Raw genomic sequence first — 20,932 nt, forward strand, 5'->3', positions numbered from 1 at the left:
CAGGGGTAGAAACATAATTAGAGTGGGGGATGACGATATGGAAACAGTAAAAAATACGAAGAATCAATTTGACGGGCTAGGTTTTGTCATCATCATTTTTAGCTTGGTTATTCTGTGTCCATTAGCTTATTTTATTATCAACTATTTAATGGGTAATGAGCACCCTTTCTACGGTTAATATAAGGAACATAAAAAGTGAGGGTGTCCGCGCGAAGCGCGGTCCTTTTGTTTATAGGGCCAAGTTTAAGAAGTAGGGACAACCTTATTTATTTCCCTAACGAGGACTTAAGCCCTTTTCTATATGTCGAAATCTCGTTAAAGGGAAAAGTTCACACACCTATCAAACGCGGTTTGTTTTTGAATACACTGTTTATGGTATACTTTGGTCAATCCATGCAAGTTAATGTTGTTGAGTGAGGGGTAATGACTTTGAAAACAGTTGCGATCATAGGCGGAGGTATTACCGGTTTATCCGCCGCGTACTATCTTAACAAAAAAATAAAGAAAACAACCTGGATCTAAAAGTCGTATTGATCGAAGCTAACCATAAATTAGGCGGGAAAATAAATACCCACCATGAAAGTGAATTTATTATGGAAACCGGCGCTGATTCCATTGTAACTCGCAAAACCAACGTAGCGCCTTTCTTAGAGGAATTAAACTTACAAGAGGAAGTCGTGTATAACGCGACGGGAATCTCGTTTTTGTATATTGACGGTGAACTGAAGCGCATTCCTGAGGACTCGATATTTGGCATTCCGATGAGTATTGAGGCGTTGGCTAAAAGCAACTTAATTTCTGCCGAGGGAAAAGTGGAGGCGCTCAAGGATTTTTACACGACGAATGAAACCTTTACCAAGAACGATTCAGTTGGATTGTTTTTGGAAAGCTTTCTCGGTAAGGAAATTGTCGAGAGGCAAATATCGCCAGTCTTATCTGGAGTTTATTCCGGGAAGCTGAATGACTTAACGATTGCCTCGACATTGCCCTATCTGCTGGATTATAAAAATGAATATGGAAGCATCATCAAAGGGCTCTCGGAGAACAAAAAGAAGTTTCAAGGGACAGGCAAGAGCAAATTCCTATCCTTTAAAAATGGGGTTTCATCGTTGATTGATGCATTGGAGAGCCAGCTTACCGATGTCGATATTTTAAAAGGCGTAAAAGCAGAATCAATCGAAAAGGATCAGGAAGGGTACCGGATTACTTGTGACGATCACCACGTTGTGGAGGCTGATTTTGTTGTCCTTAGCACCCTGCATACAACGGCCCAAAAGCTGCTGCGTTCCGAGGAGCTGGATCAAGACTTCAATCAATTTAAAAACAGCTCTTTAATCAGCGTTTATATCGGATTTGATATTCCCGATGAACAGCTTCCTCAGGACGGGACAGGCTTCATTGTAGCTGAAGAAAGCAGTTTGGTTTGCGATGCCTGTACGTGGACTAGCAGGAAATGGGAGCATACTTCCAAGAATAGAAACTTGTTGGTAAGACTCTTTTATAAGAGCATCAAGCCTATTTATTCTACACTGCAAAAGTTACCGGAAGAGGAACTGATGGAAGTGGCTTTAAAGGATATTCAAAATAGTCTGGGCATTACTTCCAAGCCGATTACCTATGAAGTAACCAAATGGCACGAAACGATGCCGAACTACCATATCAGGCATAATGAAATTGTAAAATCGCTGGAAAAGAAGCTGGAAACAAGCCACCCGAACATTGTTCTGGCAGGATGCTCGTATTACGGAGTTGGGATTCCTGATTGTATTGCAAACGGGGAAACAACGGCGAATTGGATTATTGAACGTTTAACCTAACGATTTTCATTTATTATTTTACAAGTTATGAAAATATGCAAATGAAAGAGGATGCCGTCGTGGCATCCTCTTTATTATTTTACAACGTTTGTCCGCTATCTATTGTAATAATTTGACCTGTCATGGCTTCTTGCTCCAACGCGGCGCATATCAACTGGGCGATATCCTCCGGTGTTGAAAGTGTCTGCAATAAAAGTTGCGGTGCTAATCGGTGCATTTGTTCCTCTCTACCTGCCCACCATCGGGTCGCTACCGCACCAGGAACTATACAATTCACTCTCACATAAGGAGCTAATGCGCGTGCTAGCGATTTCGTGAGCCCGTGAACGGCAGCCTTGGAGACTGCGTAGGGTAGCGAGGAGCCTAGGCCGGTTTGTCCTGCTATGCTGCCAATATTAACTATGGCGCCTTGTAGATTAAGTTTCATGAAGCGGGAAGCAGCTCGAGCGCAATAAAACATTCCTTTCACGTTAACATCAAAAATCTCATCCCATACTTCTTCTGATGCTGCGTTCAGATCATCGATCGGAATATGTCGAGTCATGCTGGCGTTATTGATAAGTAAATCAATACTTCCGAACTGATGAACAACCGATTGGATCATCGCTTCAACCTCTTGATTTTTTGATACATCGGCTTTAATCGCCAAGGCTTTTCCGCCATTGTTGCAGATGGATTGAACCGTATCTTCGGCCTCTGCTTGTGAACGGGAATAGTTAACGGCAACTATAGCTCCGCGTTCAGCAAGCGCAATACTTGCAGCTCTGCCTATCCCAGTACCGCCACCAGTTACAAGTGCCACTTTGTTACATAAAATCATCATGGCCATCTCCTTTGTTAATCTCGATATCCTTCATTGTATATACAGATCATTTATTTGTATAATTGAATTAAATGAATGTTAAATTCAAAATAAATGAATCATTAAGTGGGGAGTCAGGATTTGGACATCAGAGCCTTGAAAACATTTCAGATGATTGTGAAGCACGGCAGCTTCAACCGAGCAGCTGAGGAATTGAATTACGTTCAATCGACGGTTACGATGCAAATCCAAAAGCTGGAGTCCGACTTAGGCATACAGCTCATCGAGCGGGGCAAAAAAATCCGCTTAACAGAAGCGGGAAGATTATTCTACGAGCAAAGCCAGCAAATTGTTAAACAAATGGAGCAATTACAAGCGAACTTAGCAGATATACAGCTAGGGGAAGCAGGGAGTATACGTCTAGGGGTAACGGAGCCAACGGGGAGTTACCGTTTACCAGATATACTGGCAAAGTTCATGTCACGGTATCCGAAAATACGTATCTCGGTGGATTTTGCTACTACCCCAGTACTCTGTGAAAGACTCCTCTCAGGGGAGTTAGATATAGCTCTTTGTTCTACCCCTGCTCTAGGAACAGAGCTTTATTTTGAGCCATTATTTAAAGAAACGTTTGTCCTGTTGATGCCTAAGGACCATCCTTTAGCCGACCAAGAGGCTATCGACGCGGAGGAACTTTATAAGTATCGTTTGCTCATTACAGCAGCAACTTGTCCTTACCGTAAAAAACTCGAGATGGTACTTCAGGAGATGGGCAGCTTGCCTATAGATACCATGGAGATTGGAAGTATGACCGCCTTGCACCATTATGTTGCAAAAGGGTTAGGTATCGCTCTAGTACCTCATATTATTTTAAATCCGATACCAGAAGGGACAACAGTAAGAGCAATCAGCGAAAGTCTCATTGACATGACGTTTGGCATGGTTACCAATGCATCGTTAAATCCGGTTACTAGGGCCAGCTCAAAACTGTATCATTTTCTTAAAAGTGAATGGAGAAAATGAAAAGAAAGCATTTCCAAAGAAAAGAAAAATATGGTATTATAAACAGGAATATATGTTCTCTATTTACTGAATGTAATAGAGTGAATTTTATGAAGAGAAAGCAAAAGAGGGAGATGGAATAGTGATCACGGAGAGATATTCCGAAATAGATGCGGTGGTTTCTTATATACATGATAATCTGCATGACCCTCTTCCACTATCTCATTTGGCTGCATATGCAGGGTATAGCCCATATCATTTTACCCGTATTTTTAAGGAGAGAGTTGGGCTCTCTCCGTTATATTATGCTTCTTCCTTAAGGCTGCAAAAGGCGAAGGATTTATTGCTGCTCACTAATCTGTGTGTGCGTGATATTGGATTAGAGATTGGCCAACAAAGTCTCGGAACGTTCACAACTCGATTCACCGAACGAGTAGGTGTGAGCCCTGCCGAGTTCCGCAGCTCTGCTTGCCAAACAGACGTTCATTTACAGGCACTTCAAAAGATGGATCAATGGAGTAAGCATAGGGCTTTACCCAGTCAATATGCTACAATAGCAGGAGCTATTCAAACGACAGTTCCTTTTGAAGGGATCGTCCTGGTTGGCTTATTTGCTAAGCCGATTCCTGAAGGCCTTCCTCTCTATGGGACGCTAGTCCAATCATCCGGAGAATTTTGTTTAACCAATGTGAAGCCGGGCGTTTATTACCTAATGGCTACATCGGTTTCATGGGAGATGAGAGCTATCGATGTTCTTCTTCCTCATTCAACCCTGCGCAACCGATCGAAGAAACCCATTATCGTAAGGCCATTCACAGAAATTCCTTATCAGCAGGTTGTGCTGCATACAGCCCGTCAAGATGACCCCCCGATACTAATTTCCTTATCCTTACTTATGAATAATTTTCTGAATAGAGCTCATAAATCTTAGTCCTTCTCATCATGTTAAAAAACTTAAACAGAGGTGTGATTCTTTTGGTGAATGAAACGAACTTAGAAGAGCTTAAATCCGTACAAGAGCATATACAAGAGTTGTCCGAATTACTCATTCAAGTAGTAGACGACGGAGCGTCAATAGGCTTCATGCCGCCTATGACATATTCGGAAGCGGAACAGTACTGGAATCATGTATTAGACCCGAATGTCATTTTATTTGTTGCTACAATAAATGGTCAGTTGGTTGGCACTGTGCAGCTGCATTTATGCTCCAAACAGAATGGTCTCCATAGAGCAGAAATAGCAAAATTAATGACGCATCCCCAGTTTAGAAAAAGAGGGACCGCTCGTTTGCTCATGCAATTAGCGGAAGAACGTGCGAAGAAGGAAGATCGTTCTTTATTGGTGCTCGATACAAGAGAAGGAGACCCATCCAATCATCTGTATTCCTCATTAGGCTTTATTCAGGCAGGGCGGATACCTGATTTTGCTCAATCTGCTAATGGCAGTCTGGATGCTACGATCATTTACTACAAGCTATTATCGTGAACCATGGGATGATCGTGAGTTACATAGAAAATAATGGAGTACTCAACGAGAGAACCAGTACTCTTTTTTTGCCTTATTAGAAAAAAGCTTAACCAGAATATGATTAACAGCTGAACGCGCAATAATAGCAATTCATAAGAAACCGACAGATGGTTGAATGGGTATACTAAGAGACATTGGTGCTATTCTGAATTCAACGGATTGTTGTAATGAATCAACCAAATTGAAGAAAAGGCGGGATAAGCATGACAACAACAGCGGATAAAATTTTTGTTAATTTACCGGTTAAGGATCTGAATAAATCGATCGATTTTTTTACGAATATCGGTTTTGAATTCAATGCTCAATTTACGGATCATAACGCAACATGCATGGTTGTGAGCGAGAATATTTTTGTCATGTTGCTAGTAGAGGAGTATTTCCAAACCTTTACTAATAAAGCTATTGCGGATACGGCGGCTAGCTCTGAAGTTATTGTTGCGTTGTCTGCAAGCAGCAAAGAGAGCGTGGATGAGATTGTAAACAAAGCTTTGTCTGCCGGAGGAACGGCTTCTAAGGAGCCGGATGATCATGGATTTATGTATAGCTGGAGCTTTCAGGATTTGGACGGCCATTTATGGGAATTCATTTATATGGATGCAAATGCAGTTCAATAATAGTAAAATGACATCATAAGAATCAACTCAAAGGAGAAATCTTATGTGCCGCAGTATAAAGACGCTATTTAATTTTGATCCCCCAGCAACCGAGGAGGAGATTGAGGCGGCATCGCTTCAATTCGTCAGGAAGCTGTCCGGATTCACCGCACCCTCCAAAGCTAACGAAGAAGCATATAACCGTGCCGTGCAAGAGGTAACTGAAGTCGCGAGGAACCTGTTGGAATCCCTTGTCACTAATGCTGAGCCGCGCAATCGAGAGATTGAAATCGCACGTGCACGCGAACGTTCTGCGAAGAGGTTTGGGACAAGCAATTAAGGCTTAAACATAATAAAGAGATAGATGGTGGATATCTATCTCTTTTTTCTTTTATTCTAAACACTGGCATAGTTGAAAGGAGTGCATGGCTTGATTCGTTTTATCATGTTTGTAGTAATGATAGTTCTGATCTTCTGCGTTGGTTTAAGGTTTGTTATGCAATCTAGGCCGTCAACAAGCTCGGTGAGATTCCAATGGATTGGATATTCCTTACTCTCTATGTCGATTATTCTCGTAATATTTGGAGTGCTTCATTATATGAGCGAGGCGTCACATCGTATTGGACACTGAAAATTGAATACATAGTATAAGAAAGAGGTTGTGGAATTGCATCTGTTGTCCAAGGAAATCAGTGATTTGAATGAAATCAGCATATATGAAACAACTCAGCTATATGGAATAAAGGGAAAATTTCGCTGCTTGCAATTTTCGGATCATGCGGTACAAGGGGCTATGGATATGAAAAACCCGAGTCGCATTGTACTCGAATATCCTAGAGCGATTATTCATTTGATGGAGGTCAATAACGTATCGTTCAACAAAGTATTTGTTATAGGGCATGGGATAGGTACTATTGCGGGGAATTACCCTGAGAAGCTTTTTACCATTGCGGAAATTGATGACCTGGTCGTGGAGTGCAGCAGACGTTATTTTGGATACCGTTATAACAATGTGATCATAGGAGATGGACGCCAGCTTCTTGAGCTTCAAGAGTCTAATGCTTGGGATTACATTATTCTTGATGCGTTCACTCCCAAAGGAACTCCAATTCATTTAATAACGGCGGATTTTTTCACATTGGTGATGGGCAAGCTGACAAGCCGAGGGGCTTTGATATTAAACCTGATGGGGAAAGCGAAGAACGACAGACTCCTTAGCGCCATTCATACGACACTTAAAGAGTCCGTGCCTTATATTAAAGCATTCGTGCTCCCAGGAGAAGATGAAGCTGAGATTAACAATATCATTCTCATGGGCAGCAAGAGAAACATCGAATTCAAGCTAAGTGAGATGGCAGGTTTTCAAGAGATTGAGCTAGAGGAGGGCCACGTCATTATGGACAGCTTCAGTAGATAACAGCTGCATAAATAAAACGGTTACGTTTGAGACATGTTAATAAAAATGATTTAGATGAGAAAGGAGGAGGTTATGGATGAGACTGATTAGAATTGGTTTGATAAGTATGATACTGCTATTCAGTATAACGGAATTGGGCGCCTATGCTCTAGAGGAGCCGGAATCCGTGATTACGAAGAAACAAATAGCCATTGTCATTGATGATTTGGGCAACGAAATGAGTGGAACCGAGGAGATCATCCATATGCCGATCCCGCTAACGGTTGCAGTTATGCCTTTTCTCCCATCGACTAAAGGCGACGCGGAACGGGCTCATCAAGTCGGTCATGACGTTATTGTTCATTTGCCGATGGAGCCGCTAAAGGCTAACAATGAGGCTTTAGGACCAGGCGTTATCACGACGAGAATGTCTGAGGATGAAATTCGTAAAAGAGTCCGTGAAGCCATTGATGACGTACCTCACGCTGTAGGGATTAATAATCATATGGGTTCAAAAGCAACAGCCGATCGACGCGTGATGAATATTGTTTTACAAGTTTGCAAGGAGAAAGGGCTGTTCTTTCTCGATAGCAAAACCAATTATTGGAGTGTCGTCGCCGATGTCGGCAAGCAGGTTGGAGTACCTGTATTGGAAAATAAACTTTTCCTCGATGACCGCTCCAGCAAATCTCATATTACAAAACAGATGAAAGCCATTCGTGATTTTCTGAAGCATCAGGATCAATGTATTGCCATTGGTCATGTAGGCCGCCCGGGGAAGAACACAGCCTCCGTGTTGAAAGATTCCATAGCGGAGATGCAAGAGGATGCCGAATTTGTTACCGTGTCCAGACTGCTTAAACCCAACGCATCTCCACCACAAATCAATTAATAAATGAGCAAAAACAGACCACCAACTGAAGTTCAGTTGATGGTCTGTTTTTGACTGTTCCCGTTGACTGCAAGGAGGAGGTCCTCACTATATCTTATGCATCACTCTAATCCGTCATTCCACTTAAGAAAGCTGTTCTGTATCGATTGTTCATGAAGGTAGTCGTGGAAAGGTTCGCATGGAATACATATGATAGCCATTTGTTGAAAACTATATAGATACAGTATTTTTTAGGCACAATGGACGGGGGAATTTATTTGTTTAAACGTTACATTACGACTTTACTTCTCGTTGTTATGGCATCCATGCTATTAGGCCGTCATTCCATGGCATCTTTCGCCAAGGACTCCTCGAAACCCGTTGTCAGCATCATTGTTCGTGCTGTACCGAATTCGGAAGTTGAGAGCAGAATGGACATCAATAGCAATGAGGTTGTTCATGCTTTTAAAAAAGGACGTTATGAAGATAGCGCGGCAGCTTCCGCTCTTACGGATATGTATATCATTTTGCGGACGAACCCGGAGCGGCATTTTCGTTTGGAGGCATCCGGAACATTGTGGGATGAAGATCGGGCAAAACGATTTGTTCTGCCGGGTAAAGGAGCAGAAGCCTTACAAAAGTATGCTATGTTATTGAGAGGGAAGCACTATGGCAAGATGCACTCTTGGAAAGATGCTCAGCATATTTTCCCTAGGAAGAGTATATTCTCTATCACGGATATGGATACCGGGCTTACGTTTCAGGTTCAACGAAGGGCGGGGAGCGCCCATGCGGATGTGCAGCCGGTCACTAAGCAAGATACGGCCATCATGAAACAAATTTATGACAGCGGTTGGAGCTGGAAGCGTAAAGCGATTTGGGTCCATTCTGGTAACGATTGGGTTGCCGCATCCATGAATGGAATGCCGCATGGAGGCGATGGAATTCCGGATAATGATTTTTCAGGGCATTTTTGCGTTCATTTTCTTGATAGTACGACGCATCGATCCGATCATCCTGATCTGGCTCACCAATTAATGATCCATAAATCCGCCGGTGAGCTTCGTTCCTTTATGACTTCTGCTTCGCCGCGGATAGTAGCCGAAAGCTTCATCGAGGGCTTGGATCATCAGGATACGGAAATCATTGGTTTGGCCTCGGAAGGATTAAGTAAAGACAAACGGGATTTCGCGCTTCAAGAGATGAAGGACTTGGTCTCGATTCAAGTGCATAAGGAACAGCCATCCCAAAAAAGAAGCATCCCCCATAACGAAACTACTCCTGATGCTTTGAAAGCTGAGGTTCGATTAACAGTAACCATGCAAAAGAAAGGGCTCCAAAAGCAAGGCAGAATCCTAGGCTTCTCATTCAGCCGAGACACGCCTCAATCAGCTTGGCAGATGACGGATATTCGGTTGAATGACAATAAAAAAACAGAAACAAAGACGAATAAAAAAGGAAAAAGTAAGAAGCGCGCTCCACGATAAGGTTGCTCTTGGCAGCAGAAAGCCCACCGCTCAAAAAACGACGATGGGCTGTTTGGCTGATATTAATACTTTGTATATTGCATGATTCTTCTATACATGGATTTATCCTTTAAGGTCTTAAAAATTTTCGTGTCCGGTCTCGTATTCACTTCAAGGATCCATGGATTCATTTTGTTATCGATGGCGATATCCACTCCGAATGCTTTATTGCTGCGATAGCTATGGCCTAGCACTATACTTGCTTCTTTGCCTATGCGCTCCATGTCTTGGATATAAGCGGCTTGCTCATCACCCGACATATGGGTGGAGAGGAGCGCTTCTACAGGCAAAGGCGTACCTCCACTGTGAAAATTAGTTACAATTTTACCGCGTTTGGCTAAGCGGCCAATAATTCCTGTGACATCAAACTCTTTGTTTTTATTCTTTTGAACCATAACTCTTAAATCAAAAGGACGTTCATTATGCTTAAGCAGTTGAATTCCTTTCTGTGCCACGTACTTATATCTGGTAAACCATTTGTGATGGGGATTATAGGCTGCATCGAGAGAATGGTAATGCTTTGTAACTGTTCCGCTGCGCAAAGTATACTTATTTCCCACTTTTGTTAGTTTGAAAATTCCTTGTCCGGAGGCACCTTCATCAGGCTTCAAGAAAATAGTGCCATACTTTTGCAGCATGGAGCTGATGTTAGCCTTTGTCGCGAGTCTTGTATCTGGTAAATAGGACCGGATAGAGCTATATTTTTTCATAAAATAATATTTGCCAAGCTTCCCAAATTTAAATTTCACCTTACTTCGATATCCCATTCTATCGGCCTCCTAGTTATTCGCTGTTGTACTATATGCTTACAGGATCATTCACGTAACAGGCTATAGATGGTTTCCGCAAATGGCTTGAAGCTAGAGCAGCAACAGCACTAGACAACCTGCAGTAAGATGATAAGATAGAAATAAAAAACGGAGCGGAAGAATATGAAAGCGCGTTCATCGAACGCGAGCCGGGATGAATACGATCAATTTACGGATCCGCGGATCATATGAATTCCTAAGGCAGATTAATTGATAATGAATCCAGCTTGCAAATCAGCTGTTTTTAAGGTGTTTCGATGCGGTAACTCCAATTGTCCTGCTTTTTACTGAGACAATCAGTAGGCAGGACAATTTTTTATGGCATTCTATAATCAGGAAGGAATTGCAGGAGAAACCATGTTGTAAATAGAATAGTTCAAGGAATAAAACGAAGAGCTTGTAAACGGAGAAAAGAACTTAAATGCGATATCATAAGGAGGTTAGTTATGAAAACGAACATTTATATGGTACGGCATGCGGAATCGCCGTTCGAGTTTGGTAAAGAGAGAACTCGCGGGTTGTCGGAGGAGGGCTTTGCAGCAGCTAAACGTATTGCAGCTATATTCTCTGAAATAGATGTTGATTATATTGCGTCCAGTGCTTACACTAGGGCGAAGCAGACGGTCCAACATATAGCCGAACACAAGCAATTGCCTATTGTTGAATATGAGGAGTTAAACGAGCGGCCGATAAAGGGCTTAGACTATAAAGGTTCTTGGGACGTATTATATGAAGCTATACGCGAATCTTTTCATGATGCAGACTATGCTTTGGAAGGCGGAGAATCCACAAGGCAGGTGCAGGAAAGATCCATACCTGTCATCAAGAAGCTGCTGGCAGAGCACCAAGGGAATAACATAGTGATTGGAACTCATGGTAATATCATGACCATCATTATGAATTATTACGACAAGAAGTACGGCTTTGAATTTTGGGAACAAACTTCCAAGCCCGATATTTATAAATGTACGTTTGATGGAGACAAGTTGGAGCAAGTCGAGCGGATATGGCCATAAGACAAACTGAATTCATCGTAATAGAAGCGGGGTAAGGGCTTTGAATCATAATAAAAGTCGTGCTGATACTCATAAATCGAAGAAATTGAAGTCAAGACTGCTGGTTCTAAGCTTGTTTGTTGCTTCAGCTGCAGGAGTGGTAGTCTATTCATCATGGAGCGGGCAACCCTTCACTCTTTCTCTACTGCAAAAAACAGTAAGTCAGCCACAACCAGAGGCACCTAAATATAAAGAGGCTATGGAGTTTGCCATGACCGATTTAGATCACGGATGGGTTCGATATGAGGATCACAGTATGGAGACTTCTAATGGCGGGGAGTCATGGGTTTCGACAGAAGTACAGCCATCTAATGTGCAATCAACCATACAGGCAGACGAAGCATTCAGCTTCCTGCAAGAACCAAAGACCTTGTCTACACTTAATTACAAATCTCAAGAATACTCAATTAAACAAATACAGTTTATGACGGACCATGTAGGGTGGGCTCTTGTTAACGATAAGGGGGAGGCGGGGAGCAAGCTCCTTATGACAACAGATGGAGGAGCTACCTGGCAGTCGGAGGTTGTTGGCCCAGTCAAAGAAGCTTTGAAGGCAGAAAAGCTCCTAATCCAGCGAAGGCAAGAGGAATCTCAATTTTACTCATCTCCTGAACGTGCTAAGCTTGCTTTACAATCTGATTGGCTTTTAATCCCAAATACTGTAATCCAAGGCGATGTAGTGCTTATACGGCATAATAAACCGGACAAGATAGAATGGCAGGGGAAAACCTATACGCTACAACCGTTTGGTGCCGGTTACTTTACCTACTTACCTATAGGGACTACGACAAAGCCTGGAGATTATCCGATCGGCGATAAGACATTGAAAGTCGTAGCCCAAAACTTCCCCAAACAATATCTTCAAGTTTCTGAACAGTTAGATAGTATGAGGCAGGACACGAAGAGGATCGATGCAGATCAGGCGAAGATCGACGCGGCGCGAAGCCAATCCCAGCCTGAATTTTTATTTCATTCTTCATTTCTTAAGCCTGTTGAAGGGATCTTAACAACTCCATATGGCCACACTCGATATGTTAACGGTAAGCTAAGCGGATCTCATCTGGCTCTTGATCTTGCAGCGAAACAGGGGACGCCTATTAAAGCGACCAATGACGGGATTGTGGCGCTAGCGGACAGTTTGTATTTGACCGGTAATTCTATCTACATAGATCACGGGATGGGATTGTTTTCCCAATATGCTCATATGTCGGAATTGCGTGTGAAAACCGGAGACCAAGTGAAGCGAGGAGATATTATAGGCCTTGTTGGTACGACGGGTTTTTCCACTGGACCGCATTTGCACTTTACATTTTGGACGCATAACGTGCCAGTTAATCCTAACCTGTTTTTTGACACAACACCCTTTGCTTGGCTTGAGAAGGACAAAAAGTAGGTAATCATTTAACACCAAACAAAAGCGGGCATCTGATAAAGGATAGCTTGCTTTTTTATTTGCACATGGAGCAGGAATATAGTTGTATAGGTTGAAAGATTATTTAGTTGCTTGCGTGTTAATCAAGTCACAATTTCTTATTATGCCCCAAAAATATGAAAGCGTTTTATTTGCCTTCATTTCTCCATATAGATATGGGGTTTATCCATAGTTGGGCTACTTGTTGATGTGTAGAATAGTACCTAAGAAGTGTATTTATATTAGTCAGGGAGGTCTGAAAATATGAGTTTCGATGTATGGAAAAGATCAGGCATCGTTCTAGCATCTACTATTCTTCTTTTATCCGGATGTTCTAGTGGAGGGACGAAAGCCGATGATAGCACCGCCCCACCGAAGATCAGCACGGATCCTGTTACAATTAAGCTTGCAGGAAGCAGGGGGCTTTTCACGGATGAGGAACTAAAGCTCTACATAATGGACCCGCTAGCCAAAAAATACCCCAACATTACCGTGCAGTACATTAATACGTCGGATAAAGGCTTCGGCTTGAACGAGCTCATTACGGCGGGCGATATTCCTGACATCGTCATGGGATACGGCAGCACGCTTCCTCAGCTTAAAGATTTGAACCTCCTGTACAACATGGACCCTCTCATCAAGAAGTACAACCTCGACCTGAACCGTTTTATTCCAGAGTTCTTGGACTATATTAAAGTGAATGGACGAAGCGATTTCTTGGGTGGATTGCCTGCATACAATAACGCATTCGCCTTGTTTTATAACAAAACGTTGTTTGACAAGTTTGCCGTGCCTTACCCGAAGGATGGAATGACTTGGGAAGAGGTCGGAGATTTAGGTAAGAAAATAACAAGAAATTTTGATGGTATCCAATATCGCGGCTTTTTCCCCGATGGTGTTGCTCGTATGACAGCCCAGATCAACCTTTACCAAATGGACAAAGACAATAAATCGATTTTGACTACGGAGCCGTGGAAGAAGGCATTTGATTTGTGGAACAATATTTATAATTATCCGGGAAATGCAGACGAACCTTATAATACGATCAATTTCGGAAATAATCAGACAGCTTTTCTTAAGGGCGAGTTAGCAATGATAACGGGTTACAGCAGTACGTTAAATGCACTTCGCAAAGCTCCAGAAGTGAACTGGGATGTCGTAACCTACCCTCAGCATAAAGACAAGATGGGCTATAGTACGGGCGTAGACACTCCGAATTTCTCCATTACGTCCAGCAGTAAAAATAAGGATGCAGCCTTCCTCGTCATTGAAACCTTGCTTTCCGATGAGGTACAGCTGAATCTTGCGAAAAACGGGAAGATGTCCGTTCTCTCAAGCGAAACTGTGAAAAAAGAATTCGGCAAAGGGATTCCGGAATTTGCAGGTAAAACGTATAATCTGAGCAGCATTCCGAAGCTTAAGCCTTCGGTTAACAAACCACCTGTATATACAGGAAGCGATACGAATAAAATTATTATTGATGCATATGAAAGTGTATTGAAGAAGGAAGCAGATGTTAACACAGCCCTTCGTGTTGCGGATGAACAGATGAATAATTTGGTTCAATCCAAAATAAAGCTTGATACTAAGTAATCAACGAAATTGCTGTAAACGCTGCCAAATAAAGAGCCCTGCTGTTTGGGGCTTTTTTATTTATAGATAAAATATACCAATTAATCGTCATCGTGATATATTATAATGACTTTTGGATCGGAGAGTAATTATGAGTGTTATATGATGGGAGGATGAGCATGGCTGAAGAGTTAAAGAAGACGTTCAACGAGGTGCGGAGCTTTATGATCGTGCACGTAACCGATATCCGGATGCTTTGTTCGCAGAGCTGTTTCAGTTAAGCGGGTGTCATTCGGATTCTCATGTCTTGGAAATTGCCGCCGGTACCGGCATTGCTACGCTCCACCTAGCAGAACGCGGCTGCCGAGTAACCGCAGTGGAATTAGGCGGAGAGATGGCTCGTGTGGCAAAGAATAAGCTGGACAAGTTTGAAAAAGTAGATGTACAGGTCAGTGCTTTTGAAGAATGGGAGCCGTCAGTCGGGGTACAATATGATCTTGTCCTAGTAGCAACGGCATTTCATTGGCTGGATCCTAACGTACGCTATAAGAAGATTGCTTCGCTGCTTAAACCTGGAGGATATTTGGCCATTATTCGATACCATCATGTAGCTGGAGGAGATCAGGCTTTTTTTGATCAAGTACAGATGTGCTATGAGCAATTCAAGAATGGTACAACTAAGAAATTCGTCCTTCCCCGCATAGAGGAAATTCGGCCAGATACGTCAGAGATGAAAGAGAGTGGATGGTTTGAGGAACCAGTTAGAAAGACATATGTAAAGGAAGAAGCATATAACCGACAGCAATATTAGGATTTGTTATCTACGTATTCAGATCATCGGATGATGGAGGATTGTGACCGCGACCGGCTCTTTGAATGCATCGGCAGTCTTATTGACTCACAGTTTGGCGGACAAGTCGTTAAATGTTACTTGCATGAGCTTGTAATAGCACAGAAATGTTAGCAGCCCTCACCGCACAAAATGCTATTTTATGAACAATCAAACATAGAACCGCTGCTTTTGAGAATGTAGAGTCATTACTGTACATCCTTGCAAGCAGCGGTTTTACGTATTTATTAGGATCGTTTGAAAATCAGGAATCCATCGTCAACCGGAACGGTTTGACCATTAATTGCCGAAGCTTCACCTGAGAAAAGGAACCTGACAACGTCAGCAATCTGCTCAGGCTGTATCAGCTTTTTGCTACGGCAGCCTTAGCCGCATGACAGGCGAAGCTGTCTTTTGCCGCCATATAGCCGAAGATCGATTCGGTGTAGGTGATAATTCCTTTTCCTATTATTGGCCCACCATTCCGCCGTCAACCGTATATAGAGAGCCGGTAACGAAAGACGCTTCTTCCGATAGCAGGAAATTCATGACCGCGGCTACCTCTTGAGGTTCACCATAACGTCCTAGTGGAGTTGCCGCTTCATTGGCTGCTTTATACTCATCGGCATGACCCGAATTAGCTTCAATTTGACGCATCATGCGGGTATTAATCGTCCCTGGTAGTACTGCATTAACCCGAATGCCGAGGGATGCAAGCTCATTAGCTGCAACACGTGTTAGACCAATTACAGCGTGCTTGGACATAATATATGGTGACATTCCTGGAGCACCCATTAGACCAGCCAGAGAAGATGTGTTCAGAATGGCGCCGGATTTTTGCTTTTTCATGACCGGAATAACATAGTGCAAGCCCAGGAACACGCCTCTTACATTAACGTTATAAACAAGATCAAGGGCTTTGACGCTTTGCTCTTCGATTAGACCTGCTGGACCCTCAATACCGGCATTGTTTGCAAAATAATCAATGGTTCCGAATTTCTCAACCGCTTTGTTTACATAGTTCTGTACGTCTTCTTCCTTGGACACATCAGCGGCTACAGCAAGCGAGTTGGAAGCGTTCAAGCCAAGCTCTTGAATGACAGCCTTTACCGCTTCTTCCTTCAAATCGACGAGGACAAGATTTAGTTTGCGTTCCGCTAAGCGACGGGCAAGTTCTTTACCGATACCGCCAGCTGCACCAGTTATTACGGCGGTTTTCACTTGTGATTGACTCATAATAGATTCGCTCCCCTTTATATTAAGATTGATAATAAATTTGAATGAATTCACTTGCGACTTCCTTATAAGCATACATCTCATTTCAACCCTCGGATAATAATCAATCCCGAGCTTCGTGTCGTGTAATGAACGGTAGGACGAGAAGTGTCCAAGATATCAAAGATTTTGAACAATTCAGGGGAGCGGTGTTGAGGATTTTCCAAGAGCGAAGAGAGAGGTTATAATAAAAGTAACATCCATGGAGGTGAGCCTGATGACGGAGAATCAGTTGGATCGGAGGAGGAAGAGAACTCGCCAAGCCATCAAGAATGCATTTGTTAAACTGATAGTAGAAAAAGGATATGATTCCATAACGATTCTCGATATCGCCAATCAGGCGGATTATAACCGTGGGACCTTTTATAATCATTTTATGGGGAAGGAAGAACTGCTGGAGGCAATCCATGATGAATTTCTGCAAGGGCTGGCAGATACGCTGCTGGAACCTTATGAAGGATTGAAGCGGGTCGATGCGACGAAAATATTCCCCTCTGCATTCCAACTGTTTGAGCATATAGAGACTCGTAAGGAGGAATTCCAGGCACTGTTATCGATTAATAGAGGAGTAGTACTTGAACTGTACGACTTATTGCGGGAGTCGATGCGAAAGGATATGCATATTGAAATGGAGCAGAGCGATCCTCCCGTTGATTATGAAATCATGCTTAGCTATCGAATGTCAGCTACGGTCGGAGTCATCATGTACTGGGCTGAAACGAATTTCAAATATTCCGCGGCTTATATGGCTGAACAGCTTCTCATGCAGGTAAATACTCGAATGGATTATATTGAGTTCAAGAGATAATTCCCTGAGTACATAAATGTCCAAAATGTGTTTAGAGCGAGATTGTCATGTCAATTAATATGACAAAGCTGCTTGCAAATTTTGAATAATAAACAAACAAGTCCAAATCTATAAAAAAATCGGTTATAATGTTATTGAATAAAATAAGAAAGTGGGAACAGTATGGGCCGCAAGTGGAATAATATTAAAGAGAAAAAAGCATCGAAAGATGGTAATACGAGTCGAATTTATGCAAAGTTTGGTCTCGAAATTTATGTAGCGGCAAGAAAAGGCGAGCCGGATCCGGAATCCAATAGAGCATTGAAGGTCGTACTTGAACGGGCTAAAACGTACAATGTACCTAAAGCAATCATTGACCGTGCAATAGACAAGGCTAAAGGGAGCTCGGAAGAAACTTATGAAGAGCTCCGTTACGAAGGCTTCGGTCCTAATGGCTCGATGGTTATCGTAGATGCCCTGACCAATAACGTGAACCGTACCGCTTCCAGCGTACGCGCCGCTTTTAGCAAAAATGGCGGGAACATGGGAGTAAGCGGCTCCGTAGCTTATATGTTCGACTCCACAGCTATTATTGGTGTGGCTGATAAAACATTGGATGAAGTGATTGAAGTATTGCTTGAAGCCGATGTAGATGTACGAGATGTTATTGAGGAAGACGAAACGATTCTTGTCTATGCAGAGCCGGATCAGTTTCATGCGGTGCAAGAAGCATTCAAAAACGTTGGTATCACCGAATTTACGGTTGCTGAATTGACGATGCTTGCACAAAATTTCGTTACCCTTCCGGCTGACGGACAAGCTCAATTTGAAAAAATGATTGATGCGCTCGAAGATCTGGAAGATGTTCAGCAAGTGTATCATAACGTGGAATTCGAAGAATAGGACGCTTAGTGAGTTGTAATTAAAAATTTCGCTGGTTTGAACATAATTTGTCGTTGAGCTTGAACATAAATGTCGTAGGCTCGTTCCTTGATGGAACGGGCTTTTTTTATGACCACAACTGCACCTGAGTTCACCATCACCTGCTCCTGAATGCCCGCCGCGAGCTCGTATGGCACGCCTGGACCGAGAAGAAGTAACTTGCCGCCTGACTACCTTCGACACCCCTGGAGTCAATCTCCTTCGACGTCCGCGAAGGCGGATGCTACCGCTACACAATGGTCAATAAGGAGACCGGCCAGGAGTATCACACCGGAGGTGTGTTCCTGGATGTCATTCCTTATGAACGGCTCGTCTTCACCTGGGGTTACCCCGATGCTCCCATCGAGGACTCCCCTGTCGTAACTCTAACCCTCACTGCACAGGGCGATTGCACCGAGATGATCTTCCACCTACGCGGATTCGCTCGTCACCCCGGCGATCAGTATGTGTACGACGGCTGGTCTGGTACGCTCGACAATCTGTCGACGCACCTTCGTGATCAGAAGTAGAACACGATAGCAAGAGCCTTCACGGCCTCCCGCAAGTTATGATTCTGCTAACGGAATGAAAGAGCACAGCGATGGAATAGAACCATTGCTCAACCTTGCCATTGAACAAACGTGTACTATATTTCAATGAACATCATGAGAAGGCTGTCGATTCTATAGATCGGCAGCCTTCTCAGTTGACGGGAACTCTGTCCGTTTTTTTCATGCCTATTGTATTGGAATTTTCCAAGGCCCCACTTACTTAATATCTTATAAGAAATTCTTGAAATTACAGAAATTTATCCGATAGGGGGATGCTATTATACAAATATAAATAAAGACGAGGTGATGATATGCAAGCGAAATTGGCAGCGGACGCCATTCCCCTCCCCCAAAAGCGGAATTCATGGATAAGAACGATACAAAAGTATAAAGTGATGTACGCTCTTTTATTCCCGGCATTAGTTTACTTTGCCGTATTCAAATACATTCCTATGGCGGGAATCATTATTGCTTTTAAAAATTATAACCTGGCTTTGGGGTTATGGGATAGCCCATGGGTGGGATTGAAAAATTTTAAAGATTTTATTAACGGCGTTTATTTCTGGGACATCATGAGTAATACGATTATCATATCGCTGTATAAGCTATTGTTCGGTTTCTCCGCTCCCATCGTTCTTGCTTTGCTTCTCAATGAAGTTTATACCCAATGGTTTAAGAAAATCGTACAAACGATCACTTATTTGCCCCATTTTCTGTCATGGGTCATTGTTTATGGACTGATGGTGGCATTATTAGCCCCAGGAGATGGCCTTTTTAATATGATTTTGAAGGAAAATGGTATTCAACCGATCTCCTTTCTAACGGAACCTGCCTGGGGCAGAGTGCTGATAATCTTATCTGAAATATGGAAGGATATTGGATGGGGAGCGATATTGTACCTTGCCGCATTAGCTGGAATCGATCCAAGCTTATATGAAGCGGCTCGAATTGATGGCGCTTCCAAATGGAGACAGCTATGGCATGTCACATTACCAGGCATTCGAGGTGTCATTATTCTGATGCTGATTCTTAAATTAAGCCATATTCTGGACGCTGGCTTTGACCAAATATTCATGTTTGCCAACAGCTTTAACCAGGAGAAGATCGACATTATCGACACATGGGTTTACCGTGAAGGGTTAGAGCGTCTTAAGATTGGCTTGGCTACTGCTGTGGGATTGTTTAAAGCTGTCATCGGATTTATTTTAGTTTTGGCTGCAAACAAGCTTGCGAAAAAATTCGATGGTCAAATTTGGTGAGGTGGTTTTCGTATGATTAATCTGACAATCGGGGAAAAAGTAGGGCAAACAGCCGTTTATATTATTCTTATTCTGCTATCCCTACTTTGTTTGCTTCCCTTTCTATATGTGGTTGCTGTTTCCGTGACGCCAGAATCGGAAGTGTTAAGAAGAGGAATTGTTATTATACCAGAATCCTTTACTTTTGCAGCGTATAAAGAAGTATTCATTTCTCATGGTATAGGGCAGGCGTATAAAATTACGTTGTTTCGAACGGTTGTAGGCACTGCGCTTAATGTGTTTTTTACGATCATAGCAGCTTATCCATTATCAAAAAAATATTTACCAGGGCGCAGCTCATTTTTAATCTTCATTGTGTTTACCATGATGTTTGGTGGAGGGTTAATTCCGACTTATTTGTTAATCCGCTCGCTGGGATTGCTGGACAGCCCGTGGGTATTGATTATTCCGCATCTCATTAGTGCTTTTAATCTAGTGATCATTAAAGGCTTTTTTGAGCAATTGCCTGCTGAAATCGAGGAGTCGGCGAGGGTTGACGGTGCAAGTGAACTTCAGTCGCTATGGCGGATCATTTTACCTCTGTCCTTGCCCGTTCTTGCCACCGTTTCCTTATTTTACGCAGTGGGGCATTGGAACAGTTATTTCGATGCGATTGTCTACTTGAATGATTCGAACCTAATGCCGCTGCAAGTAGTCTTGCGCAACATTCTGCTTAACGTCGCAACACAAAGCGCTGATTCGATTGCCAATTCCGGGACGGTCAGCAAGTTCGCTGTGCAAATGGCGGCTGTCGTCGTGACGACGGTTCCGATTTTGATCGTTTATCCTTTTATGCAGAAGCATTTTACGAAGGGTGTGCTCATGGGATCGATTAAAGGTTAAAGGTAATTTCTACCTAGTTTGTTACGGGGACACCATGATAATATATA

Annotated in this window: 23 protein-coding genes and 1 pseudogene; 19 read left to right on the plus strand and 5 right to left on the minus strand. The window is 42.8% G+C overall.

What is annotated here, in order from left to right:
- Positions 1–37 precede the first annotated feature (37 nt).
- Both QMA13_RS14780 and QMA13_RS14785 read left to right on the plus strand, forming a co-directional pair.
- The gene (locus tag QMA13_RS14780) at positions 38–178 is read left to right on the plus strand and encodes a hypothetical protein (protein ID WP_282942291.1); all 141 of its coding nucleotides are present in this window, start codon (positions 38–40) and stop codon (positions 176–178) included.
- 251 nt (positions 179–429) lie between these two features.
- Positions 430–1,817 (plus strand): annotated as a pseudogene (locus QMA13_RS14785) (protoporphyrinogen oxidase).
- 79 nt (positions 1,818–1,896) lie between these two features.
- On the opposite strand, the gene QMA13_RS14790 reads toward QMA13_RS14785, so the two are convergent.
- Positions 1,897–2,637 (minus strand): SDR family NAD(P)-dependent oxidoreductase, encoded by a 741-nt coding sequence (locus tag QMA13_RS14790; protein ID WP_282943402.1) that lies wholly within the window; start codon positions 2,635–2,637, stop codon positions 1,897–1,899.
- A 123-nt stretch (positions 2,638–2,760) separates the two neighbouring features.
- Here QMA13_RS14790 and QMA13_RS14795 point away from each other — a divergent pair, with 123 nt between their 5' ends.
- The 8 genes from QMA13_RS14795 (at position 2,761) to QMA13_RS14830 (ending at position 9,495) form a co-directional block, all read left to right on the plus strand.
- Positions 2,761–3,642 (plus strand): LysR family transcriptional regulator, encoded by an 882-nt coding sequence (locus QMA13_RS14795; protein WP_282942292.1) that lies wholly within the window; start codon positions 2,761–2,763, stop codon positions 3,640–3,642.
- Between the two features lie 121 nt (positions 3,643–3,763).
- Entirely contained in the window at positions 3,764–4,552 is a 789-nt protein-coding gene (locus QMA13_RS14800) for a helix-turn-helix domain-containing protein (protein WP_282942294.1), read from the plus strand.
- Positions 4,553–4,599: 47 nt separating this feature from the next.
- Positions 4,600–5,106 carry an N-acetyltransferase family protein gene (locus QMA13_RS14805; RefSeq protein ID WP_481858174.1) on the plus strand — a complete coding sequence of 169 codons (507 nt, stop codon included), beginning with the start codon at positions 4,600–4,602 and terminating at the stop codon, positions 5,104–5,106.
- Between the two features lie 245 nt (positions 5,107–5,351).
- On the plus strand, positions 5,352–5,762 hold the full coding sequence (locus tag QMA13_RS14810) for a VOC family protein (protein ID WP_282942297.1): 411 nt from the start codon (positions 5,352–5,354) through the stop codon (positions 5,760–5,762).
- A 43-nt stretch (positions 5,763–5,805) separates the two neighbouring features.
- A complete protein-coding gene (locus QMA13_RS14815) occupies positions 5,806–6,081 on the plus strand; it encodes a DUF2277 domain-containing protein (RefSeq protein WP_282942298.1) in 276 nt (91 codons plus the stop codon).
- A gap of 327 nt (positions 6,082–6,408) precedes the next feature.
- Positions 6,409–7,158, plus strand: coding sequence for a spermidine synthase (locus QMA13_RS14820; RefSeq protein ID WP_282943403.1), 750 nt, complete (start codon positions 6,409–6,411; stop codon positions 7,156–7,158).
- A 76-nt stretch (positions 7,159–7,234) separates the two neighbouring features.
- On the plus strand, positions 7,235–8,029 hold the full coding sequence (locus QMA13_RS14825) for a divergent polysaccharide deacetylase family protein (RefSeq protein ID WP_282942299.1): 795 nt from the start codon (positions 7,235–7,237) through the stop codon (positions 8,027–8,029).
- Between the two features lie 257 nt (positions 8,030–8,286).
- Complete coding sequence (locus QMA13_RS14830; RefSeq protein ID WP_282942301.1) at positions 8,287–9,495, plus strand: hypothetical protein; 1,209 nt, start codon at positions 8,287–8,289, stop codon at positions 9,493–9,495.
- A gap of 62 nt (positions 9,496–9,557) precedes the next feature.
- Here the strand turns inward: QMA13_RS14830 and QMA13_RS14835 are convergent, their stop codons facing one another.
- A complete protein-coding gene (locus QMA13_RS14835) occupies positions 9,558–10,301 on the minus strand; it encodes a YheC/YheD family protein (protein ID WP_282942303.1) in 744 nt (247 codons plus the stop codon).
- A 488-nt stretch (positions 10,302–10,789) separates the two neighbouring features.
- Here QMA13_RS14835 and QMA13_RS14840 point away from each other — a divergent pair, with 488 nt between their 5' ends.
- The 4 genes from QMA13_RS14840 (at position 10,790) to QMA13_RS14855 (ending at position 15,192) form a co-directional block, all read left to right on the plus strand.
- A complete protein-coding gene (locus tag QMA13_RS14840; protein WP_282942304.1) occupies positions 10,790–11,359 on the plus strand; it encodes a histidine phosphatase family protein in 570 nt (189 codons plus the stop codon).
- Between the two features lie 85 nt (positions 11,360–11,444).
- On the plus strand, positions 11,445–12,791 hold the full coding sequence (locus tag QMA13_RS14845; protein WP_282942305.1) for a M23 family metallopeptidase: 1,347 nt from the start codon (positions 11,445–11,447) through the stop codon (positions 12,789–12,791).
- Between the two features lie 282 nt (positions 12,792–13,073).
- Positions 13,074–14,402 (plus strand): ABC transporter substrate-binding protein, encoded by a 1,329-nt coding sequence (locus QMA13_RS14850; RefSeq protein ID WP_282942306.1) that lies wholly within the window; start codon positions 13,074–13,076, stop codon positions 14,400–14,402.
- A 235-nt stretch (positions 14,403–14,637) separates the two neighbouring features.
- On the plus strand, positions 14,638–15,192 hold the full coding sequence (locus QMA13_RS14855) for a class I SAM-dependent methyltransferase (protein ID WP_282942308.1): 555 nt from the start codon (positions 14,638–14,640) through the stop codon (positions 15,190–15,192).
- A gap of 266 nt (positions 15,193–15,458) precedes the next feature.
- On the opposite strand, the gene QMA13_RS14860 is transcribed toward QMA13_RS14855, so the two are convergent.
- Entirely contained in the window at positions 15,459–15,578 is a 120-nt protein-coding gene (locus QMA13_RS14860) for an SDR family oxidoreductase (RefSeq protein ID WP_349254226.1), read from the minus strand.
- Between the two features lie 100 nt (positions 15,579–15,678).
- Complete coding sequence (locus QMA13_RS14865) at positions 15,679–16,446, minus strand: SDR family NAD(P)-dependent oxidoreductase (protein WP_282942309.1); 768 nt, start codon at positions 16,444–16,446, stop codon at positions 15,679–15,681.
- 256 nt (positions 16,447–16,702) lie between these two features.
- Between QMA13_RS14865 and QMA13_RS14870 the strand changes: the two genes are divergently transcribed.
- Together QMA13_RS14870 and QMA13_RS14875 are read left to right on the plus strand one after the other, a co-directional pair.
- Positions 16,703–17,293 (plus strand): TetR/AcrR family transcriptional regulator, encoded by a 591-nt coding sequence (locus QMA13_RS14870; protein ID WP_282942310.1) that lies wholly within the window; start codon positions 16,703–16,705, stop codon positions 17,291–17,293.
- 162 nt (positions 17,294–17,455) lie between these two features.
- On the plus strand, positions 17,456–18,175 hold the full coding sequence (locus tag QMA13_RS14875) for a YebC/PmpR family DNA-binding transcriptional regulator (protein WP_282942311.1): 720 nt from the start codon (positions 17,456–17,458) through the stop codon (positions 18,173–18,175).
- Between the two features lie 5 nt (positions 18,176–18,180).
- Here QMA13_RS14875 and QMA13_RS14880 read toward each other — a convergent pair whose 3' ends face one another.
- Positions 18,181–18,351: a hypothetical protein gene (locus QMA13_RS14880; RefSeq protein ID WP_282942313.1), complete on the minus strand. Its 171-nt coding sequence runs from the start codon at positions 18,349–18,351 to the stop codon at positions 18,181–18,183.
- A 99-nt stretch (positions 18,352–18,450) separates the two neighbouring features.
- Here QMA13_RS14880 and QMA13_RS14885 point away from each other — a divergent pair, with 99 nt between their 5' ends.
- From QMA13_RS14885 to QMA13_RS14895, 3 genes are all read left to right on the plus strand, one after another.
- Positions 18,451–18,723: an SRPBCC family protein gene (locus QMA13_RS14885; protein ID WP_282942315.1), complete on the plus strand. Its 273-nt coding sequence runs from the start codon at positions 18,451–18,453 to the stop codon at positions 18,721–18,723.
- Positions 18,724–19,055: 332 nt separating this feature from the next.
- Positions 19,056–20,003: an ABC transporter permease gene (locus tag QMA13_RS14890; RefSeq protein WP_282942317.1), complete on the plus strand. Its 948-nt coding sequence runs from the start codon at positions 19,056–19,058 to the stop codon at positions 20,001–20,003.
- Between the two features lie 12 nt (positions 20,004–20,015).
- Entirely contained in the window at positions 20,016–20,885 is an 870-nt protein-coding gene (locus QMA13_RS14895) for a carbohydrate ABC transporter permease (protein WP_282942318.1), read from the plus strand.
- Positions 20,886–20,932 lie beyond the last annotated feature (47 nt).

The sequence above is a fragment of the Paenibacillus sp. RC67 genome (genome assembly GCF_030020805.1).
GTDB lineage: Bacteria > Bacillota > Bacilli > Paenibacillales > NBRC-103111 > Paenibacillus_S.